The sequence below is a fragment of the Youngiibacter fragilis 232.1 genome (assembly GCF_000495435.3).
In the GTDB taxonomy this organism is placed as follows: Bacteria; Bacillota; Clostridia; order Clostridiales; family Clostridiaceae; genus Youngiibacter; species Youngiibacter fragilis.
The window spans coordinates 1-24,858 of record NZ_AXUN02000203.1 but is presented as its reverse complement, the minus strand read 5'-3'; the positions used below and the strand labels follow the sequence as shown (position 1 = coordinate 24,858).

General features: G+C 48.1%; 23 protein-coding genes and 1 other annotated feature. Of the genes, 18 read left to right on the top strand and 5 right to left on the bottom strand.

What is annotated here, in order from left to right; genetic code table 11:
- Positions 1 to 195 precede the first annotated feature (195 nt).
- The 4 genes from T472_RS15245 (at position 196) to T472_RS15230 (ending at position 4,147) form a co-directional block, all read left to right on the top strand.
- A complete protein-coding gene (locus tag T472_RS15245) occupies positions 196 to 645 on the top strand; it encodes a hypothetical protein (RefSeq protein ID WP_023388748.1) in 450 nt (149 codons plus the stop codon).
- A gap of 193 nt (positions 646 to 838) precedes the next feature.
- Positions 839 to 3,172, top strand: coding sequence for an anaerobic ribonucleoside triphosphate reductase (locus T472_RS15240; protein WP_023388749.1), 2,334 nt, complete (start codon positions 839 to 841; stop codon positions 3,170 to 3,172).
- Between the two features lies 1 nt (position 3,173).
- On the top strand, positions 3,174 to 3,683 hold the full coding sequence (gene nrdG / locus T472_RS15235; protein ID WP_023388750.1) for an anaerobic ribonucleoside-triphosphate reductase activating protein: 510 nt from the start codon (positions 3,174 to 3,176) through the stop codon (positions 3,681 to 3,683).
- Positions 3,684 to 3,838: 155 nt separating this feature from the next.
- Positions 3,839 to 4,147, top strand: a complete 309-nt coding sequence (locus T472_RS15230) for a nitrous oxide-stimulated promoter family protein (RefSeq protein WP_023388751.1) — start codon at positions 3,839 to 3,841, stop codon at positions 4,145 to 4,147.
- 128 nt (positions 4,148 to 4,275) lie between these two features.
- Here T472_RS15230 and leuS read toward each other — a convergent pair whose 3' ends face one another.
- On the bottom strand, positions 4,276 to 6,708 hold the full coding sequence (gene leuS, locus T472_RS15225) for a leucine--tRNA ligase (RefSeq protein WP_023388752.1): 2,433 nt from the start codon (positions 6,706 to 6,708) through the stop codon (positions 4,276 to 4,278).
- A gap of 37 nt (positions 6,709 to 6,745) precedes the next feature.
- Positions 6,746 to 6,944: a binding site (T-box leader), on the bottom strand.
- 35 nt (positions 6,945 to 6,979) lie between these two features.
- Positions 6,980 to 7,537, bottom strand: a complete 558-nt coding sequence (locus tag T472_RS15220) for a class IV adenylate cyclase (protein WP_023388753.1) — start codon at positions 7,535 to 7,537, stop codon at positions 6,980 to 6,982.
- 313 nt (positions 7,538 to 7,850) lie between these two features.
- Between T472_RS15220 and T472_RS15215 the strand changes: the two genes are divergently transcribed.
- Positions 7,851 to 8,048, top strand: coding sequence for a hypothetical protein (locus T472_RS15215; protein WP_023388754.1), 198 nt, complete (start codon positions 7,851 to 7,853; stop codon positions 8,046 to 8,048).
- Positions 8,049 to 8,337: 289 nt separating this feature from the next.
- Here the strand turns inward: T472_RS15215 and fba are convergent, their stop codons facing one another.
- The gene (fba, locus tag T472_RS15210; RefSeq protein ID WP_023388755.1) at positions 8,338 to 9,264 is read right to left on the bottom strand and encodes a class II fructose-1,6-bisphosphate aldolase; all 927 of its coding nucleotides are present in this window, start codon (positions 9,262 to 9,264) and stop codon (positions 8,338 to 8,340) included.
- Positions 9,265 to 9,523: 259 nt separating this feature from the next.
- Between fba and T472_RS15205 the strand changes: the two genes are divergently transcribed.
- Genes T472_RS15205 through sdaAA form a run of 3 tightly spaced genes read left to right on the top strand, consistent with a single transcriptional unit; the run spans position 9,524 to position 12,777 of the window.
- Positions 9,524 to 11,164: a nucleoside kinase gene (locus tag T472_RS15205; RefSeq protein ID WP_023388756.1), complete on the top strand. Its 1,641-nt coding sequence runs from the start codon at positions 9,524 to 9,526 to the stop codon at positions 11,162 to 11,164.
- 17 nt (positions 11,165 to 11,181) lie between these two features.
- Positions 11,182 to 11,883: an L-serine ammonia-lyase, iron-sulfur-dependent subunit beta gene (gene sdaAB, locus T472_RS15200; RefSeq protein WP_040907880.1), complete on the top strand. Its 702-nt coding sequence runs from the start codon at positions 11,182 to 11,184 to the stop codon at positions 11,881 to 11,883.
- A 12-nt stretch (positions 11,884 to 11,895) separates the two neighbouring features.
- Positions 11,896 to 12,777 carry an L-serine ammonia-lyase, iron-sulfur-dependent, subunit alpha gene (gene sdaAA / locus T472_RS15195; RefSeq protein ID WP_023388758.1) on the top strand — a complete coding sequence of 294 codons (882 nt, stop codon included), beginning with the start codon at positions 11,896 to 11,898 and terminating at the stop codon, positions 12,775 to 12,777.
- Positions 12,778 to 12,805: 28 nt separating this feature from the next.
- Here sdaAA and pssA read toward each other — a convergent pair whose 3' ends face one another.
- A complete protein-coding gene (gene pssA / locus T472_RS15190) occupies positions 12,806 to 13,318 on the bottom strand; it encodes a CDP-diacylglycerol--serine O-phosphatidyltransferase (RefSeq protein WP_023388759.1) in 513 nt (170 codons plus the stop codon).
- 164 nt (positions 13,319 to 13,482) lie between these two features.
- Here pssA and T472_RS15185 point away from each other — a divergent pair, with 164 nt between their 5' ends.
- The 10 genes from T472_RS15185 (at position 13,483) to T472_RS15140 (ending at position 24,000) form a co-directional block, all read left to right on the top strand.
- A complete protein-coding gene (locus T472_RS15185) occupies positions 13,483 to 14,412 on the top strand; it encodes a YegS/Rv2252/BmrU family lipid kinase (RefSeq protein WP_023388760.1) in 930 nt (309 codons plus the stop codon).
- A gap of 207 nt (positions 14,413 to 14,619) precedes the next feature.
- The gene (locus tag T472_RS15180; RefSeq protein WP_023863689.1) at positions 14,620 to 15,879 is read left to right on the top strand and encodes a magnesium transporter MgtE N-terminal domain-containing protein; all 1,260 of its coding nucleotides are present in this window, start codon (positions 14,620 to 14,622) and stop codon (positions 15,877 to 15,879) included.
- A gap of 217 nt (positions 15,880 to 16,096) precedes the next feature.
- The gene (gene cysK / locus T472_RS15175) at positions 16,097 to 17,011 is read left to right on the top strand and encodes a cysteine synthase A (RefSeq protein ID WP_023385615.1); all 915 of its coding nucleotides are present in this window, start codon (positions 16,097 to 16,099) and stop codon (positions 17,009 to 17,011) included.
- A 31-nt stretch (positions 17,012 to 17,042) separates the two neighbouring features.
- Positions 17,043 to 17,603, top strand: a complete 561-nt coding sequence (gene epsC, locus T472_RS15170) for a serine O-acetyltransferase EpsC (RefSeq protein ID WP_023385613.1) — start codon at positions 17,043 to 17,045, stop codon at positions 17,601 to 17,603.
- A 133-nt stretch (positions 17,604 to 17,736) separates the two neighbouring features.
- A complete protein-coding gene (gene queG, locus T472_RS15165; RefSeq protein ID WP_023385611.1) occupies positions 17,737 to 18,717 on the top strand; it encodes a tRNA epoxyqueuosine(34) reductase QueG in 981 nt (326 codons plus the stop codon).
- A gap of 24 nt (positions 18,718 to 18,741) precedes the next feature.
- Positions 18,742 to 19,443 (top strand): lysophospholipid acyltransferase family protein, encoded by a 702-nt coding sequence (locus T472_RS15160; RefSeq protein ID WP_023385609.1) that lies wholly within the window; start codon positions 18,742 to 18,744, stop codon positions 19,441 to 19,443.
- A 19-nt stretch (positions 19,444 to 19,462) separates the two neighbouring features.
- On the top strand, positions 19,463 to 20,107 hold the full coding sequence (gene nth, locus T472_RS15155) for an endonuclease III (protein ID WP_023385606.1): 645 nt from the start codon (positions 19,463 to 19,465) through the stop codon (positions 20,105 to 20,107).
- Positions 20,108 to 20,115: 8 nt separating this feature from the next.
- Complete coding sequence (locus T472_RS15150; RefSeq protein WP_023385604.1) at positions 20,116 to 22,428, top strand: sensor histidine kinase; 2,313 nt, start codon at positions 20,116 to 20,118, stop codon at positions 22,426 to 22,428.
- A 16-nt stretch (positions 22,429 to 22,444) separates the two neighbouring features.
- Positions 22,445 to 23,092, top strand: a complete 648-nt coding sequence (locus T472_RS15145; RefSeq protein WP_023385602.1) for a phosphatase PAP2 family protein — start codon at positions 22,445 to 22,447, stop codon at positions 23,090 to 23,092.
- 2 nt (positions 23,093 to 23,094) lie between these two features.
- Entirely contained in the window at positions 23,095 to 24,000 is a 906-nt protein-coding gene (locus T472_RS15140) for a D-alanine--D-alanine ligase (protein WP_040907873.1), read from the top strand.
- Positions 24,001 to 24,100: 100 nt separating this feature from the next.
- Here T472_RS15140 and T472_RS15135 read toward each other — a convergent pair.
- Positions 24,101 to 24,858 (bottom strand): nucleotidyl transferase AbiEii/AbiGii toxin family protein (locus T472_RS15135; protein ID WP_023863688.1); only part of this gene is annotated, 758 nt, incomplete at its 5' end.

Below are 24,858 nucleotides of genomic sequence, written 5' to 3'. Positions count from 1 at the left end.
GAAGGCCGATTCGGGGAAAATCGGCCTCCACTGGTAAACACAATCGCATAAAAGGGGGAAATATGAAATACTTCTTAGGGTTCAAAGCATTTGCATGTGTAGTGTGTCTAGTATTATAATAGCATGGATTGGATGCAATTGAAAGTGATTATCAATTAAAATTTGAAAACATTTTGTGAACACAGTGAGGAAAAGATGGATAAGAAGGGTGTGCATTTCGGAGCCAAAGAAGAGCTCATAAGGGTCATATTTTCGCCTATCAATCTCAATCTGCGCAAGGAAGTTGGGAAATCGCTGATAGAGGTGCATGAGGACGGGAATCTTTTCGTTTCCTTCATAACAGGCGAAGGATCCATAAGGGTGAAGCTGAACGAGAAAAGGATGGTCATTTATGAGTGGACTGTCGATATTTCATTGGACCTTACCAGGTATATTCTGAAAAGGTTCTGCCTTTTCCTGAGAAGAAATGACATAGGAGTCCTGAGGGTACTCGATACAGCTGAGGTCAGGCCGCTTGTTACATATATAAGGACGGAGCTTAAGGATGTAATATTCGAGTCCATGGGAGAGGTATGCTATCTTGAACTCAGGGTCCTGGACTATCTGAAGAACGAAACCGGAAGCGCATACGGAGATGGAATATAGGCTGCTGTCAAGGCAAGGAATATGTAGAACGGACTAGGAAAAGCCCGTTCTTTCATTTTTTTTCGGGGAATTTTGGACATATAGCAATTCACAAATGTTGACCCGATTTTTTTTGTGCTGTATCATTGTATGGACCACAATATATAGATAAAATGAAAATATATGACACAAGATGTAGTAAAGGGGCGGACATATGATCACGGAGGTCAGGAAAAGGGACGGCAGGATAATACCATACAATTCCGAAAAGATAACGCGCGCAATATTCCTCGCAGCAAAGGACGTTGCTGACAGACTGGGGGAGACTCCAGATTATGGGATGGCAGAGAGGATCACGGGTGATGTGGAGAAGCTCGTACACAGGAAGTTCCACGGAATTACCCCTACGGTTGAGGACATCCAGGATTCGGTAGTAAAGGTGCTGATCGAAGGCGGACATGCAAGGACCTCCGAGGCATACATACTATACAGGGCAGAAAGAAGCAGGATAAGGAATTCAAAGACAAGGCTCATGAAGAGCATTGAGGACGTCACCTTCCTTGATGCCAAGGAATCGGACCTTAAGAGGGAGAATGCCAACATCAACGGAAATACTGCAATGGGAACCATGCTGCAGTATGGAAGCATCGTATCAAAGGAATTCTGCAGGGATTTCGTCATTTCCTCAGCCCATGCGTCAGCGCATGACAAGGGCGAGATACATATACATGACATGGACTTCCTTAACATGGGAACCCTCACGTGCTGCCAGATAGACCTGGACGAGCTGTTCAAGGGAGGCTTCTCCACAGGCCACGGATTCCTAAGGGAGCCACAGGACATTACAAGCTATGCTGCACTTGCGGCAATAGCCATACAGTCGAACCAGAACGACCAGCACGGCGGCCAGTCAATACCTACCTTTGACTACAACCTGGCAAAGGGTGTTGAGAAGACCTTCAGGAAGCTTTATGGTGACAACCTAAGGAAGGCCTTGGCAGTGATGGGAATAACGGCTGATAAGGAGGAGCTCCTGGAGCTTGTTGACAAGAATAATGCCGGCAGGATGAAGGACGGCCTGACAGAGAAATCCGCTGTAATTCAAGCGGTATCCATCAGGTATGAGATTTCAGGAGCGGATGCCGCAGGTGCTGTAGGCTTCGCATTCGAGGAAGCCCTCACAGAAACAGACAGGAAAACCTTCCAGTCCATGGAAGCCTTCATACACAACCTTAACACAATGCATTCAAGGGCAGGGGCTCAGGTTCCCTTTTCAAGCGTGAACTTCGGAACCGACACCTCCGAAGAGGGAAGGATGGTAACAAAGAACCTTCTCCTGGCTCAGGAAGCAGGACTCGGTAACGGAGAGACTCCGATATTCCCGATACTCATATTCAAGGTCAAGGAAGGCATAAACCTCAATGAAGGCGACAGGAACTATGACCTGTTCCACCTGGCCATGAGGGTTTCATCAAAGAGGCTGTTCCCTAACTTCAGCTTCCTTGATGCTCCATACAACCTCAAGCACTACGTTGAAGGCAGACCTGAGACTGAAGCTGCATATATGGGCTGCAGGACCAGGGTCATCGGAAACGTCAACGGTGAGGAGCAGGTCCTCGGACGAGGGAACCTCTCGTTCACGACCATCAACCTTCCAAGGATAGGCATAAAGCACGGTATTGCCCTAAAGGAAAGGTCAAGGATGGACCTTGAAGGATTCTACAGGGAACTTGACGGGAGGCTTGAGCTTGTATGCGCACAGCTTCTTGAGAGGTTCGAGGTCCAGGCCATGAAGAGGGTCAAGAATTTCCCGTTCCTCATGGGACAGGGTGTCTGGAAGACCGCAAGGGGGCTCGACTGGAACGACGAGCTCAGGGAAGCCATAAAGAGCGGAACACTCAGCATAGGCTTCATAGGACTTGCAGAATGCCTGACAGCGCTTACCGGGAAGCACCATGCGGAAGATGAGGAGTCGAGGAAGCTTGGGCTTGAGATAATCGGAAGGATAAGGAAGTACCTTGACGAGAGGAGCAGGAAGGAGCAGCTTAACTACACTCTGATTGCCACTCCTGCTGAAGGCCTCTCAGGAAGGTTCACGAGGATCGACAGGAAGGAATTCGGGAATATTGAAGGCGTAACCGACAAGGAATACTACACCAACTCATTCCATGTTCCGGTTGGCTACAAGATAAGCGCCTACAACAAGATAAGGCTTGAGGCTCCGTACCATGAGCTTACCAATGCAGGTCACATAACCTACATTGAGCTCAACGGCAACCCTTCCTCAAACCTTGAAGCCTTTGAAAAGCTGATCAAGGCCATGAAGGAAGCAGGAGTAGGATATGGAAGCATCAACCATCCTCTTGACAGGGACCCTGTCTGCGGATTCTCAGGTGTTATCGAGGATACCTGCCCAAGCTGCGGAAGGCAGGAGGGTGACATTCCTTTCGAGAGGATCAGAAGGATAACCGGCTACCTTGTGGGGACACTTGACAGGTTCAATGATGCAAAGCAGGCAGAGGTTCGCGATAGGGTGAGGCATTCATAGAATGGAGATAAGGATAGCAGGTATTGAGCCGGAAAGCATAGTAGACGGTCCTGGACTCAGGTATGTCATATTCTCCCAGGGGTGCACGCACAACTGCCATGGGTGCCATAATCCGGAAACCCACAGCTTCCTTGGCGGAACTGTGGACGAAACATCCCGCATTGTGGATGAAATCCTGGAAAACCCCCTGTTATCAGGAGTGACCTTCTCAGGTGGAGACCCGTTTTCTCAACCTGAGCCCTTCATCGACATCGCTGAAAGGCTGAAGGGAAAGGGACTGGGAATCTGGTGCTACACAGGCTACACCATGGAGGAGCTGATGGAGAAGGGAACCGGAGCCCAAAGGAACCTACTGGCTCATATCGACACTTTGGTAGACGGAAGGTTCATCCTCTCAAGGCGGACGCTATCCATACCTTTTGTTGGGTCATCGAACCAGAGGGTCCTGAATCTGACCGGTATGGATATCCTGAGTGGAAGTAAAGATGAACTGGACGGGAAGGCAGTATGAATGAAATGGCAGAGAAGCGATTCCCTGCCATTTTTTTGAGTCCTCTGGCAGACAGTCAATCTGATTTTTCCTGGTAAATCTTACGTATTAAGGGTATCCTTGAATCAGGGGCACACATGTTACGGTATTCCAGAAGATACGGGAGCGTGAGGTTTATGGGTGACAGGATCAGAAGGGAACTGAAGACTCTGGAGACTATGGTCCATATTTACTGCAAGGATGAAGGGCACGGAACCAATGCCCTCTGCGATGAATGCCGGGAACTTCTAAGCTACTCAAAAAAGAGGCTCACGACCTGCAGGTTCGGTGAGAAGAAGAAGGTTTGCGGAAGATGTACCGTTCACTGCTACAAGGATGAGTTCAGGCAGAGGATAAGGCTTGTCATGAGGACTGTAGGCCCTAAGATGATATACAGGCATCCTTTAATGCTCCTTGGCCATGCTGTAGATATGCTGAGGTACTGAACTGGACGGGAAGCTGAGAAGTGGCAGACTGAACATGCAGATGGAAGATTGTTTTCATAAGAAGAAGCTCCATGCGGGATAATCCGCATGGAGCTTTCAAACCTTCCATTGCCAATTTGAAGTTCCGGTTACTTGACCACAATGTTTACAAGGCTTCCCCTGACTACGATGACCTTCATTATGGATTTTCCATCTGTAGCTGACCTTGTGAAGTCAGCGGCAAGGGACATTTCCTTTATCATGTCTTCTGTGGCGTCTGATGGTACCATGATCCTTCCTCTGATCTTTCCGTTGACCTGGATTGCAATCTCGATTTCATCCTTGATGAGCGCTGATTCATCCCATACCGGCCATGCTTCATCGAATATGGTGAAATCCATTCCCAGAAGCTGCCAGAGCTCTTCGGAGAAGTGGGGGGCAAACGGTGCGATTATCCTTGTATAGTCCTTAAGTACATCAATGAGGACTTCCTTGTTGACATCGCCGTCCTGGATATACTTTCCTATAGCGTTCATGAGCTCCATGGTCCTTGCGATCGTGGTATTGAACTGCATCTTGGATGCGTCTTCTGTTGCTCCCTTTATTGCATTGGCTCTCCAGTACAGAAGCTCCTTTTCCCTCTTTCCGGTTTCAGTCCTCGTCGCTGATTCCATCAGCTCAAGGGATGTCTGGAAGTTCCTCTCTATCCTGTCCACATATCTCGCTATGGACTTTATTCCATCGTCAGACCATGCTCCGCCTTCAGAATATGCGAATCCGAACATAAGGTAAAGTCTGAATACGTCGGAGCCGTACTGCTCGATGTAGTGGTCAGGTGTTATTGTGTTGCCCTTTGACTTGGACATCTTCTGTCCGTCCGACCCGAGTATCAGCCCCTGATGTGTAAGCGACTGGAACGGCTCGTTGAAGTCAAGGTACCCCATGTCCCTGAGCGCCTTTGTTATGAACCTGGCATAGAGCAGGTGCATAACCGCATGCTCAGGTCCGCCAACATACTTGTCGACAGGCAGCATCCTGTTCACCATGTCCTTGCTGAACATCTCATTGCCGTTCTTGTTGTCCACATATCTCAGGTAATACCAGGATGAGCAGACGAAGGTATCAAGAGTGTCAGGATCCCTCTCTGCCGGGCCTCCGCAGTGCGGGCAGGTAGTGTTCATGAATTTCTCGCTCTTTGCGAGAGGGCTCTTTCCATCCGGTGTGAACTCGACATCGTAAGGAAGCTCTACCGGCAGGTCCTTTTCAGGAACCGGAACCACTCCGCACTTGTCGCAGTATACCATCGGAATCGGGGTTCCCCAGTATCTCTGCCTTGAGACCAGCCAGTCCCTCAGCCTGTAGTTTACCTTCTTTTCTCCCATTCCTATTGATGCAAGGTAATCAGTTACCTTGTCACGGGCCTCATCCCCGGCGAATCCGTTGAAGCTGCCTGAATTCGTCATCTCCCCATCCTCGCAGAATGGAAGTCCATCTCCTCCGAGGATTACCCTCTCGATTTCGAGGTTGTACTTGATGGCGAAGTCGTAGTCCCTTTCATCATGTGCAGGGACAGCCATTACGGCACCCGTTCCATAGGTGTTGAGGACATAGTCTCCGATCCATATCGGGATAGCCCTGCCGTTTATAGGGTTTATGGCATAGGAGCCTGTGAACACTCCGGTCTTCTCCCTTGTGAGGGACTGCCTTTCGATGTCAGACTGGCTTCTTGCGTTCTCTATGTACGCTTCCACTTCTGCAAGCTGGCCTGGAGTGGTTATCTTAAGGACCAGGTCGTTCTCTGGTGCAAGTGTGACATAGGTTGCCCCGAATAGCGTATCGACCCTTGTGGTGAAGACTGAGAAATCGAGTTCTGTATCCTTGACCTTGAAATTGACAGTTGAACCGTATGACCTCCCGATCCAATGCCTCTGCATGGCCTTGGTCTTTTCAGGCCAGTCCAGGCCTTCAAGGTCTTCAAGGAGCTCGTCTGCATACTTGGTTATCCTGAAGAACCACTGTGTCAGGTCCTTCTTGGTTACAAGCGCTCCGCACCTTTCGCATGCTCCATCAACGACCTGCTCATTGGCAAGTACTGTCATGCAGCTCGGACACCAGTTTACAGGCGCGTTCTTCCTGTATGCCAGGTCGTTCTCGTATAGCTTGAGGAACAGGAACTGATTCCATCTATAGTAGTCAGGAAGGCATGTTATTACCTCATTGTCCCAGCTGAACATTGCTCCCATTGACCTTAGCTGCTTCTCCATGGTCTCGATGTTCTTCAGCGTGGAGTCCATGGGGTGGATCCCGGTCTTTATCGCGAAGTTTTCAGCAGGCAGTCCGAATGCGTCGAAGCCCATCGGCTGGAACACATTGTAGCCCTGCATCCTCTTCATCCTTGCCCATGAATCAGTAGGTCCGTAATTGAACCAGTGCCCTGCATGCAGGTTGCTGCCTGAAGGATAGGAGAACATCTCCAGCACATACAGCTTTTCGCCTTTTCCGTTGATGTCGAACTTGAATTTTCCAGATTCTTCCCAGGTCCTTTGCCACTTGATGTCCGTGGCCTTTCCATAGTTTGCCATGATATTCCTCCTAAAATTAAAAAAAGTCCCGTCTCAGTCAAGAGACGGAACATGTCCGCGGTACCACTCTAGTTGGGCAAGGCTGCCCCTCTCAAAAAGGATATAACGGTCCTGCCCGCGGCCGTTTTTTCGGCCGAGCTCCCGGGCGAGTTCACGCTTTCCCTTTGCCTCCTCGCACCATCCGGAGGTTCTCTTAAAAGGTAAATTTCGCTAATACTCCCGTTCAAAGCTTATCGTTAAAATTATAGTCTAACCTTTGCCTACCGTCAACCTAAAACCCGAAATCGTCGCCCTTGACAAGGCCCATGTCACGCATGATCTCATACATGGTCCTTGAGGTAGCGTCAGCCATCGTATATCCGAGAAGCTTCACCGTTTCCTCAAGCTCATCCTCAGAGGCGCTCTCCACCTCAAGGTAGGGTACCGGGAAGAATTCCTTCTCGTTGATGTCTATCTCCACCAAAGTGTCCTTGTACCTGTAGCTCTCCCTGGACTTCCTTATGACATGTGACAGCTCAAGCCCCAGGGCAAGGAAGATGCCTTCGCCCTCCTCACCTGAGGATATTACGGTCTCGTGCTCGTCCATGACCTTGTACTTCTCCTGTGAGAGCATCCGCTTGGTTGTCATGGTATGCTGGATGCTTCCGTCCCTTCTGTCCCTGACACTGCGTATCCTGGCATAACCCCTTTCCTTAAGAAGCCTCCCGTCAGGAAAGTCAAATATCCTGTTTTCCTGGTCCTCATCCTTGACAAGCATGGCGCCGGCTTCCTTCATCCTTTTCCTTACATCCTCGATATCTATATCAAGGATCTTGACTTCCATTTCCATCTGATCAACCCCTTGTCTGTTACCCTGATTATACATTAGTCAGTGAAATTATGCAGGGTTTTGCGATGTGATTCTTGTAATAAGTCAATGTAAACTGCAAATTGTGCAACGCATCCGGTAAATGCAACCCTTTACTTTTGCGATGAAAAAGCGTTGAAACGCATACATTATTCATTTTCATAAAGTTTTCATGGGCCACTTGTGTTTACTGTCTGGTTGCCCTATGATTCACATGTAAACAAGTATAAGGCAATTGCCATATGCATTTACAGATCAATACTAACGTATTGACTTTAAAAAAGGAGAGATGAAAGTGAACGGATACGATGCTGTGAGGAGACTTGTCAACATCAGCGACGAACTGACTACTCTTTCCCACGAACTTGGAGCAGCTGTGAAGCCAACCGCCAGGGAGCTTATCGAAAAGAAGATAAACGCTCTCGAGGACGAGTTCTTCAGACTCAAGCACAGCCTTGAGAAATTGCAGGTGCCGGTACAGACAGCCTTCTAATCATCCCCAATATAGATTAGAACATACCAAGGACGAAGGGCAGAGCAGCCCGGTACTAATGATGAGCGATGTGAGTAACTAAAGAACCACTGCCAGGTGAAGCACACTTAAGATGAATTGCTTGAATAACTAAAGAGTAAACTGCACAGCCGGAAGCGAAAGCTTCCGGCTGATTGCATCCTATGAAAAAATGTACATGTGGAAATAATGAAGGAAAATGGAAATGAAAATTGAAATTGATTGGAAAAGGAAGGCTCTGATGAGGTTATGCCTCATCAGAGCCTGTTTCTTATGCCATGCTGTTAGCTGAACCAAGAACATCGTCGATCTTCTCTTCGACAAGCTTCTGGATCTCTTTTCTGGCTGCTCCCATGTACTTTCTCGGATCGAACTCCGATGGGTTCTCAGCGAGGAACTTCCTAAGAGCGGCTGTCATTGCAAGCCTGATGTCGGTGTCCATGTTTACCTTGCACACTGCCATCTCTGAGGCCTTCCTAAGCATTTCCTTCGGAACTCCCTGTGCTCCCTTTATGGCTCCGCCGAACTGGTTGCATGTTGCCACATGCTCCTGGCTTACGGCTGATGCTCCGTGGAGTACTATCGGGTAACCTGGCAGTCTGTTTCCGATCTCCTCAAGGATATCGAACTTAAGCTCAGGTGTTCCTGCGAACTTGAACGCACCATGTGAGGTTCCGATAGCTATCGCGAGTGAATCGCAGCCGGTCCTCTGTACGAATTCCACTGCTTCATCTGGCTGGGTGTAGACATGCTTTTCAGATTGGACATCATCCTCTACTCCTGCAAGCACTCCAAGCTCAGCTTCAACGACTACGCCTCTTGCATGGGCATAATCAACTATTTCCTTCGTAAGCCTCACGTTCTCCTCGAAGTCATAGTGTGACCCGTCGAACATTACAGATGTGAATCCGGCTTCTATTACCTTCTTCACTGTCTCAAGGTCCGGGCCGTGGTCAAGATGTACTGCGATGTCGATTCCCGTTTCCTTTATCGCCGCATCCACCATATTCATGAGATAATCGGGACCTGCATATTTCAGCGCTCCTGTCGAAACCTGAAGTATTACTGCAGAGTTTCTTGATTTGCACGCATTCACTACGCCCTGTATGATCTCCATGTCATTGATGTTGAACGCACCGATGGAATATTTACCTTCATAAGCCTTTCTGAACATTTCTTTGGTTGTTACTAATGCCATTTGTTGACCACCTTTCGTATGGGACAATTTTGTGCCCGTAGGGACAATTACAATACCATTATAATCCAATCCCAAGGATACTTCCACAACAACTGTACAGGTTTATGAGATTATTTTGAAGAAACAGTCTGTCAAATACTTGTTAACATTATGGAAACCTTGTGAAAAAGGCGATTCGGGGAGGATACTTTAAGCTTCGGATAGACTCAGGGTGCTAAGTTTAGGTTATAATCAAGGAAAGGGCACTGGAGGCGGTATTATGCTTAAACTCAGATACAGGGATTCTGACATCAGCGTGGAGTCTGGGATCAGGTACAGGGACCTCCTCAGGGATGAGGACGGGCCGCTGAAACCAATGCTTGCAAGACAGGCAGGAGAATATTTCGAGCTTGATGAGGAAATAAGGAAGGAAGGGGAAGTATTCCCCGTATACATTACCGATTCCCATGGAAACAAGGCTTATGAGAGGACGCTGTCCTTCATCCTTGTTGTGGCAGTGAAGACAATCTGCCCCGGACATCAGCTGTATATTGAGCACTCCATAAGCAGAGGGCTCTACTGCAGGATGCCTGGACTTGAGCTTTCAGGGGAATTCATAGGAAGACTCCAGGTGGAGATGAAGAGGATCATTGAAGGCAGCCATCCTTTGGAGAAGGTCAAGCTGTCAAGGGAAGAGGCCTTTGAGATCTTCAGGAAGGAACATATGGAGGACAGGATAGACCTTTTGAGGGAATCAGGACTTGAGTCAGTCACCCTCTACAGGCTGCTTGGACACTACGACTACTTTTATGGGAAGATGGCAATAAATACAGGACTCATAAGCCTCTTCGGCCTTGAACCGTACAAGGGAGGTTTTGTCCTTACGTATCCACCAGTATACGATCCGTTGTCACTTGGAATATTCAAACCGCAGGACAAGCTGTTCGGGATTTTCAGGGAGACACAGGAGTGGGATGAGATCATCGGTGTAGACAGTATCGGATACCTTAATGAAAAGATAATCGGCGGTGAAGCCTTCGACCTTATCAGGGTGACAGAGGCTCTGCATGAGAAGAAAATAGCGTACATTGCCGATGAGATTGCGGGAAAAAAGGACGTGAGGGTCGTAATGATCGCGGGACCAAGCTCATCAGGGAAGACAACATTCACGAAAAGGCTTGGCATACAGCTCAGGGTCAACGGACTCATACCGGTAGCGATAGGTATGGATGATTATTTTGTAGACAGGGAGCACACACCGAAGAATCCGGACGGCTCCTTTGATTTTGAAAGCTTAAGGGCACTTGACCTTGACCTCTTCCAGGAGCATGTGCTCAAACTGATAGACGGGCAAGGTGTGGCTCTTCCGCATTTTGATTTCAGGACCGGGAAGAGGACTATTTCAGAACATATCGTAAGGCTTCCTGAAAGGGGGGTCCTCATGATAGAGGGTATCCATGGGCTGAATCCGGCTCTGCTGCCGGAAATCCCAAGAAAATCAAAATTCAAGGTCTATATCAGCGCACTCACTGCCATGAACATGGACAGGCACAACAGGATAGCAACAACAGATGTCAGGAAGCTGAGAAGGATGGTTCGTGACATCCTCTCAAGAGGCTATTCGGCATCCGAAACCCTTGGCATATTTCCGTCGGTCGCAAGAGGGGAAAAGGAGCATATATACCCATACCAGGAAGAGGCTGACGCCATGTTCAACTCCACTATCCTATATGAGCTTGCAGTCCTTAAGAAGCACTGTCTCAAGGAACTGCGGGCTATTGACAAGTCGAACCTGCTTTATGAGGAGGCTAAGGGACTCTCGTCAATACTGGTTCTTGTGAGGGACATAAAGGACGAGATGGTTCCGGAAAACTCCATACTAAGGGAATTTATCGGAGGCAGCTGCTTCTACGAATACTGAAGAAAGGTCTGGTGAACATGCAGAAGAAATACGGCATTTTCGACATTATTGGTCCGGTAATGATAGGTCCGTCCAGCTCACACACAGCAGGAGCTGCAAGGATAGGAAGGATAGCACGGCTGATTGCGGGAAGCGAGGTCGTAAAGGCAGACTTTATCCTTCACGGTTCGTTTTCCAAGACCTATCGCGGCCACGGCACTGACAGGGCCCTTGTTGCGGGGCTCCTTGGCATGCTGCCGGATGACGACAGGCTGAGGGACTCGATGGACCTTGCAATGGAGGCCGGCATATCCATAACCTTCAGGGAAGGAAGCCTTGGAGATGTGCATCCTAACACTGTCAGGATCGACATGACCCGTGAAGATGGAGAAATCGTGACAGTTACCGGCTCGTCAATAGGAGGCGGAGCTGTACTGATAACGAGGATAGGGGATGAGGATGTCCAGTTCACTGGGAACTACCCTACACTACTCATTACCCATACCGATGCACCGGGAGTTGTTGCCCATGTCACAAGGCTTCTTTACGAGGCGTGCATAAACATTGCATTCATGTCCGTATTCAGGTCCCAGAGAGGAAAAGATGCAACAATAATCTTCGAGACGGACGAGAACATACCTGAAGAAACTCTGGAAAAGCTGAAGGCAGTCTCCGGGGTAGGCGGGATAAGGTTCCTGCCAGTATCCTCGGACTCGGTAAGCTATCCGGTCACGACATGAGGGAGGGTCTTTATGAACATTTCAAGCGGTAAGGAACTTGTGGAAGCATGTGAAGCCATGGGCATAAGCATAGGTGAATTTGCGATAAGGCAGGAATCCGATGAGACGGGGATCTCCCGTGAAGATATATGGAATAAGATGAAGGAAGCGCTAAGGGTAATGGAAGGCTCCACATCAAAGGGAGTATCTGAAGAAGTGATATCCGTATCAGGCCTTATTGGTGGAGATGCATACAGGATGGGAAAATACCTGAAAAAAGGGAAAAGCGTAGGAGGCAGCGTTGCCACGCGGGCCATGGCATATGCACTTGCATGCTCAGAGGTCAACGCATCGATGGGTAAGATCGTCGCGTGCCCCACAGCTGGAGCGTGCGGGATTCTACCTGCAGCTGTGATGACACTGAAGGACGAGCATGGTATCAGCGAGGATGACATAATTCTAAGTCTGTTCGCTGCAGGTGCGGTGGGGGCAATAATTGCCCAGAACGCAACAATATCCGGTGCTGAAGGCGGATGTCAGGCGGAGTGCGGTTCAGCCGCGGCCATGGCTGCCTGCGCCATTGTCCAGATGATGGGTGGAACTCCTGAGATGTGCCTTGATGCAGGCGCCATTGTGTTCAAGAACACTCTTGGCCTTGTCTGCGATCCCATAGCAGGGCTCGTTGAAGTCCCCTGCGCCAAAAGGAATGCACAGGGTGTGCTTTCAGCCATTGGCGCAGCCGATATGGTGCTGGCAGGAGTGAAATCAAGGATCCCGTTCGATGACACAGTCGAAGCCATGTACTCGATTGGCAGGGCAATGCCTGAATCACTCAGGGAGACAGGAATCGGAGGACTTGCAGGTACTGAAACGGGAAAGGTCCTCGCGAGGAGGATCTTCGGTGGGAAGGATTAAAAAGGACAGGCTATAAACCTGTCCTCATTCAGAATTTCTTGAATTTTATCGTGCTGACTTCAAGGTAAGATAGAGCGACCATCATTATGACGACAAGGCTCCTAAGGTCCGGGTTATTGCGGAGGAGCAGCGCCAGCATTGCCAGCATGCAGCCTGCCAGTGTTATGGGGATCCCAGTGAACACTCCGTCGAAATCACAGGAATTGAACCTTGCCAGCCTGTACGCTCCAGCTATGGGGAACAGGATCACCGGCAGAAGTCCCATGAGTCCGAGCTCATGGAGATTGAACATGAAGTATGCAAGTATTGCAGGTGCAACCCCGAAGGACACCATGTCTGACAGTGAGTCAAGCTCCTTGCCAAGGGGCGATTCGGCGCCCAGCGCCCTCGCTATCCTGCCATCGTACCTGTCCACCATTCCGGCGGAAAGTATGAATAGCCCTGCAGTGGCATAGTCGCCCTGCACGCCCTTGATCAGGGACATGACCCCAAGTGTGAGGTTTAGGAATGTCATCATATTGGGAATCAGTGCGCTGTTCATTGTTACCTCCGGCTCTAATGCGATACTTCATTATAAACTATTTTGGGCTTAAGTGAAACTTTTATGTTCCCGCATGTGGAAATTCCTGAGTCAGCATGATTATTCCACTGGGCATATATCCTTCACAAGTGGTATTATAAATATATAAAGCGAGGTGATTGGAGTTGAAGAAAGCAAAGCTCCTTTATAATCCCAGCGCGGGAGAGAGCATCGTCATTGACAAACTTGACGATATCATCAGGATACATCAGAAGCACGGCTACCAGCTGGTCACAGCCAGACTGGATGAAAGCTTCAGGATGATTGAAGCGCTGTCTGACATAAACGACGGTTATGACCATGTCATAGTGGCAGGAGGAGATGGAACGGTCGACCTCCTTGTCAATGAGATGATGAGGGCAGGCTTAAGGATTCCGATAGGAATCCTACCTGCAGGTACGGCCAATGATTACAGCAAATACATAGGGATGCCGCCTGACCTTTCTGCAGCATGCGAGAGGATACTTTCCTCTGCCCCTGTTCCAATGGATATTGGAATGATAAACGAGAGGTATTTCATAAACGTGGCAAGTGCCGGCCTGTTCACAGACGTATCCCAGAAGACGGATGACGACATGAAGAATTCCATAGGGAAACTGGCGTATTATCTGAAAGGCCTTGAGCAGCTCCCGAATTTCAGGAGGATCCATGTAAGGATAACATCAAAGGACGGCAGCTATGACGGCGGCATGTTCATGGTGCTTGTCTTCAATGGAAGGACAGCCGGAAACATAGAGCTTGCATACAAGGCAAGGGGGAACGACGGAAAGCTTGATGTCATCCTTATCAAGGATGAAGCCTTGAGGGAGATATTTCCTCTCCTCATAAAGTTCCTGAGGAGAGAGCATCTGGAGGAGCCGGTAGGGCTCATCTACTTCCAGACCGACGAGCTTACCATTGAGACCACTGACCGGAACCTCGTCAGCGACATAGACGGGGAGAAAGGTCCTGATTTTCCTCTTAAGATAAAGTGCATCCCTGATGCGATATTGGTTATGGGTGTCAATGAGGATGAACTTGCCGCAAGTAAAAGGGCCGTATGGACCGCAACCTGATGATTCCCGTTGAAAAGGGAATGCCAAGGAAGTATGATGTATAAGGATGTAAGACTTTTTGCAAAAAAGGCTAAGACTTTTTGCAAAAAAAGGCTTTACTGACGCTTAATTTGAAAAGGAAGTGAAAAAAGTTGGAACCACTGCCTGACAGTAGGAAAAAGGAATAACAGCCGAGGAGATCTTTTCTCCTTGGAGAAGGAGAGACGTATGGAAAGATTGAATCTGCTCTATTTCAGTTCGATACTCAACAGGAGGGTATACGACGAGTACAATGAGGTTGTCGGGAACCTCAAGGACATATACTTCGCCGCAGAGGAAGGCTACCCCAAGGCAATAGGCTATGTGGTGGAGAGGAACAAGGAACAGTACAACTTCGAGTTCAAGTACATTGACTTCTATGATGACGGCAAGGATGTGCAGATAAAGATAAAGGGAGCGAGGGACATCATACCCAGGACCTTTTCCTTCATGCTTGTGAAGAACCTTTTGGACAAGCAGATCCTAGACGAGGAAGGGAAGAAGGTCTTCAGGGCGTATGATGTCAGGCTTGCCCAGATATCAGGGGACCTGAGGATCGTAGCCGTGGACAAGAGCCCCATGGGTCTTGGAAGGCGAAGGAACATGGAGGGGATTTACAGGGCCTATCTGAAGCTGATCGGCAAGAAGACGGGTGACTCCCTTATCCTTTGGGATGACGTTGAGTTCGATATGGGAAAAGGAAAGGACCTTAAGATAAGCGTCCCGTACGCTAAGCTATCCACGCTGCATCCTGCTGACCTTGCAGATATACTTGAGGAAGTAGACCACGAGTATCGGAACAAGATATTTGAAAGCCTTGACGAAGAGCTTGCAGCAGACACCCTTGAGGAGATCGAGGAACCTGAGGTACAGGCAAAGATAATATCAGGGCTGAGTGAAGAGAAGGCTGCAGAACTCCTTGAAAAGATGCCCAATGATGAGATCGCTGATTTCCTTGATGACCTTGATGACGAGACAAGGGAGAAGATACTCCTTAACCTCGAAAATGATGATGAGGCTGAAGTAAGGGAACTTATGCAGTATGAGGAAGAGCTGGCAGGAGCCCTCATGTCAAAGGACTTTTTCGTGTTCAACAAGAATATCACCGCGAAGGACACCGTATCTCTCCTAAAGGAGCTGGCTCCTGAGTATGACGAGATATATTTCATATTCGTACAGGATGAGAATGCGGTCCTTGAGGGCTTCATAAACCTTAGGGACCTCCTGGTGGAGGATGGAGGTAAGCTTCTTGCCGATATCATGGACACATCCCTTGAGAACGTAAAAGTCTCAGACCATTCGGTAACTGCAGTGGACCTGGCCATAAAGTACGAGCTTCTTCTCATACCTGTCGTGGACGATGATGGCAGGATCGTGGGAGTCTTGAACATACACGATGTCATAGATGAGTTCCTTGCACCGATGTGGAAGAAGAGAAGGGACAAGTAACACAGATGCTGAGGGCAGCCGGCTTGCAAGATAGTCGGCTGCCTTGCATTCAATTGAATTTCAGGATCGAATATGGCGTGGCAGTCCATGACATTGCCAGGATACTGTCAAGGAATGTCGCAGTTGACAAAGAAGCCAGGCTTTAGGATAATAGGAATAAGAATTCCTACTGTTTTACTAGGAAATAATTGGGTCATGACCCGAAAGGAATAATGGCATGATATATGGAAGCGTAATGGAGCTTGTAGGAAGTACACCTCTTCTGAAGGTATCATCCTTTGACGACGGTAAGAGGGCTGATGTATACGTCAAGCTAGAGAAATACAATCCGGGCGGAAGCATAAAGGACAGGGCAGCATTGGGGATGATCGAGGCTGCGGAGAAGGAAGGAAAGCTCAAGTCTGGCTCCATAATAATAGAGCCAACCAGCGGGAACACCGGTATAGCGCTTGCAATGCTAGGAAAGGCCAAGGGCTACAGAGTGGTAATAGTGATGCCTGAAACGATGAGCCTTGAAAGAAGGAGCCTCATCAAGGCGTATGGTGCCGAGCTTGTCCTGACCGAAGGTGCAAAGGGCATGAAGGGAGCCATCGAGAAGGCGATGCTTCTGAAATCAGACCTTGGGGATATCGCTTTCGTTCCACAGCAGTTCGAAAATGCGGCCAATCCCGAGATGCACTACCGGACTACAGGAAAGGAGATCTTCGACGATATTCCGGACCTTGATGCATTCGTTGCAGGAGTCGGAACAGGAGGTACTATATCTGGAGTGTCTGCCTATATTGCTGAAAGAAGAACTGGTGTAAAGATAGTTGCGGTGGAACCTGCAAATTCACCTGTAATTTCAGGCGGACAGGCAGGTCCTCACAAGATACAGGGTATAGGTGCAGGGTTCGTACCTGAAAACTACAGGGGGAATGTTGTGAGCGAGGTCATCCAGGTTAGGGATGAGGATGCGTTCCAGACTGCCAGGGAGTTTTCCCAGAAGGAAGGGGTGCTTGTCGGCATATCCTCCGGAGCTAACATATTTGCAGCACTTGAGGTTGCAAGGAAGCTTGGAAAAGGCAGGAAGGTTGTCACTGTAGCTCCAGACGGCGGTGAAAAATACATAAGCATGGGGCTTTACGACTAAACCATAAAGCCTGCATTAGAGGGTGAAACAAATGTTGAAGTCCATCATGGAGGATGCAAGGAACATAGTTAAGAAGGATCCGGCAGCGAGAAGCGTCATTGAGGTGCTTCTCCTTTACCCGTGCATACATGCCCTAATCTGGCACAGGATGGCCCATTGCCTCTATAGGAACAGGTGGTTTTTCCTTGCGAGGCTCTTCAGCCAGACAGCAAGGTTCCTGACCGGGATAGAGATCCACCCCGGTGCGAAGATAGGCAGGAGGCTGCTTATCGACCACGGGATGGGAGTAGTGATAGGGGAGACAGCAACCGTCGGAGATGACTGTGTGATCTACCATGGGGTTACGCTTGGCGGAGTATCCACTCTTGAGAAGAAGAGGCATCCTGACATAGGCAACAACGTTATCATAGGTGCCGGAGCCAAGGTACTGGGTCCCATAAAGGTCAGGGACAATTCCAAGATAGGCTCGAATGCGGTTGTTCTCCATGAGGTTCCTGAAGGAGCGACAGCCGTGGGAATCCCGGCTAAGATCCTCGTAAAGAAGAAGAAGGACGACCCGAACCTCAAGGTATACTACTACAACTACATATGATGTGGGTCCGGGTGATTCCCGTGAACTTAAGTCCCGCCTGGCTGAGGTACCTTCGTACCCCTACTTTGGCGGGACTGTGTCATTTTAAGGCGGTTTTGGTTATAATGGTTGTAAGCGACCAGGGAGGTGCGGAATGAAGGAACTCCATGACAGGATAAGGAAGCTTGGAATCGAGCATTATGGCTTTGTAAAGGCGAGAAGGCTTGAAGGCTCCAGGGAATACTTCCTCGAACGTGAGAAGAGGAAGCTATCAACCACCTTCGAGGAATCAGATGCTGATTTGAGGACCGACCTCACTTTAGGGATGCCATGGGTAAGGACGGTCATAAGCCTTGCCATTCCTTACTACTATGATTCTTATATATCGAAAGGGGCATACTTTTCGCTTTATTCCCAGGGAAAGGATTATCATGCAGTAGTAAGGGGTATGCTCTCGGAGGTTTCAGCTGTCCTTTCAGCCAATGGCTTCAGGTCAGAGGTGTTCTGTGATGATAACGCCCTGCCTGAAAGGCTTATTGCACATATGGCAGGGACAGGCTCCATTGGCAGGAACCACCTGCTTATAACAAGGAAATACGGATCTTATGTGTTCCTTGGTGAGATACTTACAGACTGGGAGACAGAAGCAGATGAAAGGGATCCTGAGGATGCCTTGAAACACACGATATGCGGAGAATGTGATATCTGCCAGAGGGCATGTCCGACCTCCATACTTCATGGAGAATACTATGACACAAGCAGGTGCATGTCTTACATAACCCAGGACAAGAAGGTTAAGGATGAGGACATTGACCTGTTCAGGGGAAGGCTTTTCGGCTGTGATACATGCCAGAGGGTATGCCCGCTGAACAAGTTCGCTGAGAGGTCACATGTTTCCCTGTTCCAGCCGCTTCCTTACATGAGGGACCCTGACCTTAACGAGATCATGGCCATGGACAATAAGACATTCAACAAGTACAGGGAAACATCATCAGGCTGGAGAGGCAAGAAGCTCCTTAAAAGGAATGCCATGATCGCACTGGCTTCGAAGGGGATGGAGATCCGTGAGGAATATGCTGATACCGAGTATCTGAAGGATATGAGGGAAAGACTTTTAAAGAGATATAATTTATAATTGATATATATGAGGGGTATGCATATGTTCAGAAATTTACTACTTAAGACTGCGATGGTTCTTCCGCCGAAGGTCCAGAAATTTGCTGCAGAGAAAGTGCTGGATTACGTATTCACGAGGGTAGCACCGATCAAGGTAAACGGAGCTGAGAACCTTCCTGAACCCGGTGTGCCGGCAATATTCGTCTGCAACCATCTTTCTAACCTGGATGGTCCTGTTATCAGGCGGGTGCTGAAGAGACAGGATCCTTACTTTGTAGCAGGGATGAAGCTCGACAATGTGTCACTGACATCACTGTTCAAGAACCTTTTCAAGAGTGTTGACATAAAGCCGAATTCACCCGACAAGGAAGCGATGAAGGCAATACTCGGTCACCTGAAGTCAGGCGAATCAATCATGATCTTCCCTGAGGGGACCAGGTCAAGGTCATATTCGCTTCAGGAAGGGAAGAGAGGGATACTTCTCATTGCAAGGCTTTCTGGGGTTCCGATAGTGCCCATGGCCCTGACCGGAACAGACAAGGTACTTCCGATAAATCAGGAGGGTGAAATGGGGGCTGAGAAGGTCCACAAGGGGAACATAAGCCTGACGATCGGCAAACCGTTCAATCTTCCATTGAAGCTGGAGGATGAATCAAAGGAAGACTTCGAGAAGCGCTCCATGGATGCGATCATGATAAGCATCGCCAGCATGCTGCCCAGGGAATACAGGGGAATCTACGCCTGATGAGAGGGATATTTACCGGATGAAAAAGAAGAACAGGGAGATCATGGAGATACTTGAGAGGACCTATCCTGACGCGAGATGTGAGCTTGACCACGGGACTCCGTTCCAGCTTCTTGTAGCTACGGTACTCTCTTCACAGACCACTGACAAGAAGGTCAATGAAGTCACATCCGTCCTCTTCGGAGAATATGGAACACTTCAGGACTTCCTGGAAATAACCCAGGAGGAGCTTGAGGAATACATAAGGGTTATCGGACTTTATAAGAGCAAGGCAAAGAACCTCATGGGACTTTTCAGGATGCTTCGCGATGAGTTTGGAGGTGAGGTTCCAAAGACAATGGAGGAGCTTACCAGGCTTCCGGGGGTAGGGAGGAAGACAGCAAATGTAGTCATGTCGAACTGCTTCGGCGTACCTGCCATAGCCGTCGACACCCACGTGTTCAGGGTCTCAAACAGACTGGGCATGGCAAAGGCTGATACCCCTGAAAAGACTGAAGAAGCTCTAATGAAAAGTCTGGACAGGAATGTCTGGACAAAGGCTCACCATATGCTGATATTCCATGGAAGAAGGCTGTGCCATGCGCGGAAGCCACTGTGCAGCGAATGTCCTCTGAGGCTTCACTGCGACTACTACAAGGAGAATGGAGGCATTTCTGCTTCTTAGCAAGAAAAATGAGCGAGAACGCAAAGAGAAAGATTAAAAATTCACTGCTCGTTCTTATATCCTCCGCATTCCTTGCCCTTGGCATAAGGAAGGCGGTGGATGTTTATCTTGCAGTTTTCCCGGTGATACAGAGCGAAAGCCTGGATGTCATAATGCTGACGCTTTCCGTGGTATCTGCCCTGTGCATCCTGACCTATGCGATAGCCATGAGGAAGAAATACTCGCTTGTACTTGCCGCGGTTCTCTTCGGGGGAGGGATACTTGAGTACGGCAATAACCTGTTCATAATAAACAGGGAGATAAACGTCAATTTCAAAGGCCTTTTCCTGGTTCTTATCATATTCTCCATGTTCATGCTTGTAATGGAGAATACTGACCGGACACTTAAAAGCTGGGAATTTGTGGTTCTTTTCGCAATTGGAATGGTTATACTTCTGCTTAATACCCTTGCTGTAAGCATGGGGATCATACAGGAGATATACTACACATCGGCTGCCGCACCATATATCGAAGCATGCATACTCGCAACCATTCCAATCTTTGGATTCATGTACTACAACACCAGGGAGACGAAGCAGAACCTCTTCAATTCATTGTTTGTGGTAGGTGCCATATTCTATAGCCTTTCACAGGTATACTACAGCATGTTCTACTACAGGATATATGCTCCGTATTACCTAACGGCACAGGTCTTTGAGACATTCTCCTTTTCACTTCCGATACTTTCGACTCTGGTGACTCTCATGGCAAGCATAGCGGAGAAGGACAGGGTCATAAACAAGTCAGATATCCTGAAGAAGAACCTGTTCATGTTCTTCAAGTCCGCGGAATACAACGACCTTATATCGGTATTCGTAAACGATAGGTTTGAGATAGTCTATTCAAACCCGAAATACAGGTCTTACTTCGGTAATTCAGGCAAGGAGCTTCAGGCTGAACTCAGGGATTATCTCATTGAGAAGGCAAGGAGGATAAAGGAGAGGAAGAACTACTCATCAAGCATCCAGATAGACCTGGAGGGAAAGCAGCACATACTTGAACTTGATGTCGTGTACATACCCTCAGAGGATGAGAATGTGTTCTGCATAAATGCAAAGGATGTAACATCCTTCAGGGTGATGCAGGAATCCCTTGCGAAATCCGAGAACAAGTACAGGTCTTTCTTCAACCTTATCCCCGATTTCATTTTCGTCTATGACATAGAGAACGGAAGGATCCTTGAGGCAAATGATGCCATATACACTGAGTTTGATGAGGTAAAGAGAAGGAACCTGGGTGATGACATCACTAGGAAGCTTTTCGAGACACAGGGCAACTTCAGCCTTGAAAAGCTGGCGAAGACCATATATGCTGACGACATAATCAAGCTGGATACCTACAAGATATATGGCGAAAACGGAAAGGTCACTTATGTGGAGCCTAATTTCAGGCTGATCAAGGTAGATGGCAAGGCAAAGCAGATCCTTGTTTTCCTGAGGAATGTCACAAATGCCAAGAAGCTCGATGAGCTGAGGATTGAAAACGAGGGTAACCTCAGGAGGCTCTATCAGGCCCAGGAGCATGAGAAGGTAAAGAACGAGTTCTTCGCCAACATATCCCATGAGCTCAGGACGCCAATCAACGTGATATTCTCTGCACTTGAGGTAATGGACCTCCACAGGAACAACGAGGAGAAGCAGGATGAGTACAAGTCTATAATAAGGCAGAACTCCTACAGGCTTCTGAAGCTTGTCAACAACATCCTTGACTCTACCAAGTTCGATGCCAAGTTCTACAACATCAAGCTGGTCAACATGGACGTCGTGAGGCTTGTTGAAGATACTGTCACATCGGTTGTTCCTTATGCCTCGAGCAGGGGTATTGAACTAGTATTCGACACTGAATTCGAAGAGAAGCACATAGCCCTGGACAAGGACAGCCTTGAAAGGGTTATCCTGAACCTCCTGTCTAACGCGATAAAGTTCACACCGCCAGGTGGTGAGATAAAGGTCATGATTTCCGAGCAGGACGATGAGGTGAGGATAAGCGTAAGCGATACAGGAATAGGTATCCCCCAGGACAAGTTGAAAGATATATTCGACAGGTTCATACAGGTGAACAAATCGACAACAAGGGACCATGAAGGCACAGGAATCGGACTTTCGATAGTAGACAAGCTTGTTGACATCATGGGTGGACGCTGCGAGGTAATGAGCGAGCTTGAGAAGGGCTCGGATTTCTCAGTCATACTGCCGGATGTCCAGGCTGATGACGACGGTGATGGCCCGGAAAGCTATGAGATAAGCAGAGAGAGGGTAGCGATCGAGCTATCAGACTTATGATTTTGGAGGACAGCATATGGTAAGGCAAAGCACAGTAAAATACGGGATCACATGGGGTAGGGTGCTATTGCTCCTCTCTGTGGTCGCTTCAGCGAGTTTGTATTTTCTATTCAACAACCCGACGGAAAACGTCCTGGACCTTTCAACAGGACTTGACAGGATGCTTCCATTCATGCCATCCTTCATAATCTTCTATGACATCTGGTATCCTTTCATAATAGTTTTCGGGCTCATACTTTTTTTCCATGACTGGAACACGTTCAAGAGGGCGGCCCTTGCACTGGATATCGGCTATCTGTCCTCATACGTGACCTTCTACTTCTTCCAGTCGACGGTCACAAGGCCTGATGTCTCGGGAGAAGGGATATTCCTGTACCTCATAAGGCTCACCTATGGGTATGACAAACCATACAACTGTTTTCCGTCGATCCATGTGCTGGTTACCTTCGTGGTCTGCGCTGCGGTCATAAGGAGCCATGTATATTCGAAAGGCTGGAAAGTCTTTTCAATAATAGTTTCGGTGCTTATAATAGTATCTACGGTGCTTATAAGGCAGCATGTAGTCCTCGACATACTGGGAGGCATAATATACGGCACTGCATCGATAAAGTTTTCCGACTGGATTTTTGACAGAATAACCAATTTACAGGAGATGAACATATGAAGATGAAGATAGGCGTGCTTATGGGAGGGATATCCAGTGAAAGGGAGATCTCACTCAGGTCAGGCAGGGAGATGCTTGCCAACATTGATACTGAAAGGTTTGACCCGGTAGAGGTAGTGCTTGATTCAAGGGATGACATTTTCGAGAAGGCGAAGGGGCTTGATTTTGCACTTCTTGCACTTCACGGAAAGTACGGCGAGGACGGAACAGTCCAGGCTGTGCTTGAAGCCCTTGGAGTCCCCTATTCAGGCTGCGGAGTGCTTGCGAGCTCAATGTGCATGGACAAGGATATCGCAAAGACAGTCCTCAGGCAGAAGGGCGTAAGGACGGCTGACTGGATGATAGCGAGGTCATTGGAGGACTTTACCAGGGAATCCATGGCGGAGCTTGGAGCAAGGGTAGTTGTCAAGCCCAACAGCGGAGGCTCATCCGTAGCCACATTCATCTGCGATGGCTACGAAGAGGCAAGGAAAGGACTTGAGGAAGCGCTCAAGTACGACACCGAAGTCATGATAGAAAGATTCCTGAAGGGTGATGAGATCACTGTCCCTGTCCTTGACGGAGAAGTGCTTCCTACACTCATGATAAAGCCTCAGAAGGGCGGATTCTTCGACTTCACCTCAAAATACGAGGAAGGCGGAGCCATAGAGGAGATAATAGAGCTTCCAGAAGAGCTTAAGAACGAGGTCAACTCACTTGCCAAAGTATCATATGAGGCACTGAAGTGCTCGGTATATGCCAGGGTAGACTTCATCCTTAACGATGGAAAGCCTTACCTCCTGGAGCTAAATACTCTTCCGGGAATGACAAAGACCTCGCTTTTCCCGAAGAGCGCAAAGGGCATCGGCCTTAGCTACAAGGACCTGATAACAAGGATAATAGATATCTCGCTGAAGGTCAGGGGATAGATGTAATAGGAAATGGCCGCAGGACAGTCCTAAGATGTCCCTGCGGCCATTTTTATTTTTGACATTCGTGCTAAAATAATTTTCGATGTTAGCTTTAATGTCAAGAATGAGTGATGATATCATGTACCGATTTTACGCTGTTCATCACATCAGGCCAACCAATTTCAGATGCATATACATATTTTGACTGATATTGCCCCCAAAGTACCTTGAGCACATCCGATTCATTAATCATTTTGATATAATGATTGCTATTTTCGAGCAGCACACCCAAACTTCCTCTATGTGAGGAAGTTGTCTGGAAAGCCTTTTTCAGCATCTCTTCATTAAGATTGTTACCATGCAATAAGGACAAGGTATGGATGTCATAATAATCCCTCATTCTAGTTGTAGTAGTGCCCATTGAAAGGATTGTCTCCATTTTCTCGGCAAACACTGTCTCCAGACTATATGCAAAAATCTTAATTTTACGGTCTTCAAGAAGCAGCTTGAAGTCATATTCTATTGCATCTGGTGTAATAATATCGCCTGTTGAAATATCGAGTTTCATGGTCTGCCGGGTCTTGTCAAACTTAGCATCAATCGAAACTCGAATTCCTGGATATTCAGCTTCTTCCCGTATAACTTCTAGTTTACCAAGTGTCATAGTCACGCCGTCTTCAATGGGAATCTCAAGTATATCCTTCAGAACTATAGATAGATTCTCTTCAGACAGTTCAAATCCTCTAATGGTTGCATCCATGACCATGGTCAATCTGGATTCTATACCGACGACTGAAGCAATAAGCATACCACCTTTTAAAATGATATTATTCCTGTATTCAGAAATTGAAATTCGGCGCTTCGCTGTTTTAAGTG

Bases quoted from the DNA above. Each gene is read 5' to 3' on its own strand.
- T472_RS15245 (WP_023388748.1), top strand. From the start codon at position 196: ATGGATAAGAAGGGTGTGCATTTCGGAGCCAAAGAAGAGCTCATAAGG.
- T472_RS15240 (WP_023388749.1), top strand. From the start codon at position 839: ATGATCACGGAGGTCAGGAAAAGGGACGGCAGGATAATACCATACAAT.
- nrdG (WP_023388750.1), top strand. From the start codon at position 3,174: ATGGAGATAAGGATAGCAGGTATTGAGCCGGAAAGCATAGTAGACGGT.
- T472_RS15230 (WP_023388751.1), top strand. From the start codon at position 3,839: ATGGGTGACAGGATCAGAAGGGAACTGAAGACTCTGGAGACTATGGTC.
- leuS (WP_023388752.1), bottom strand. From the start codon at position 6,708: ATGGCAAACTATGGAAAGGCCACGGACATCAAGTGGCAAAGGACCTGG.
- T472_RS15220 (WP_023388753.1), bottom strand. From the start codon at position 7,537: ATGGAAATGGAAGTCAAGATCCTTGATATAGATATCGAGGATGTAAGG.
- fba (WP_023388755.1), bottom strand. From the start codon at position 9,264: ATGGCATTAGTAACAACCAAAGAAATGTTCAGAAAGGCTTATGAAGGT.
- T472_RS15205 (WP_023388756.1), top strand. From the start codon at position 9,524: ATGCTTAAACTCAGATACAGGGATTCTGACATCAGCGTGGAGTCTGGG.
- sdaAB (WP_040907880.1), top strand. From the start codon at position 11,182: ATGCAGAAGAAATACGGCATTTTCGACATTATTGGTCCGGTAATGATA.
- sdaAA (WP_023388758.1), top strand. From the start codon at position 11,896: ATGAACATTTCAAGCGGTAAGGAACTTGTGGAAGCATGTGAAGCCATG.
- pssA (WP_023388759.1), bottom strand. From the start codon at position 13,318: ATGAACAGCGCACTGATTCCCAATATGATGACATTCCTAAACCTCACA.
- T472_RS15180 (WP_023863689.1), top strand. From the start codon at position 14,620: ATGGAAAGATTGAATCTGCTCTATTTCAGTTCGATACTCAACAGGAGG.
- cysK (WP_023385615.1), top strand. From the start codon at position 16,097: ATGATATATGGAAGCGTAATGGAGCTTGTAGGAAGTACACCTCTTCTG.
- epsC (WP_023385613.1), top strand. From the start codon at position 17,043: ATGTTGAAGTCCATCATGGAGGATGCAAGGAACATAGTTAAGAAGGAT.
- queG (WP_023385611.1), top strand. From the start codon at position 17,737: ATGAAGGAACTCCATGACAGGATAAGGAAGCTTGGAATCGAGCATTAT.
- T472_RS15160 (WP_023385609.1), top strand. From the start codon at position 18,742: ATGTTCAGAAATTTACTACTTAAGACTGCGATGGTTCTTCCGCCGAAG.
- nth (WP_023385606.1), top strand. From the start codon at position 19,463: ATGAAAAAGAAGAACAGGGAGATCATGGAGATACTTGAGAGGACCTAT.
- T472_RS15150 (WP_023385604.1), top strand. From the start codon at position 20,116: ATGAGCGAGAACGCAAAGAGAAAGATTAAAAATTCACTGCTCGTTCTT.
- T472_RS15145 (WP_023385602.1), top strand. From the start codon at position 22,445: ATGGTAAGGCAAAGCACAGTAAAATACGGGATCACATGGGGTAGGGTG.
- T472_RS15140 (WP_040907873.1), top strand. From the start codon at position 23,095: ATGAAGATAGGCGTGCTTATGGGAGGGATATCCAGTGAAAGGGAGATC.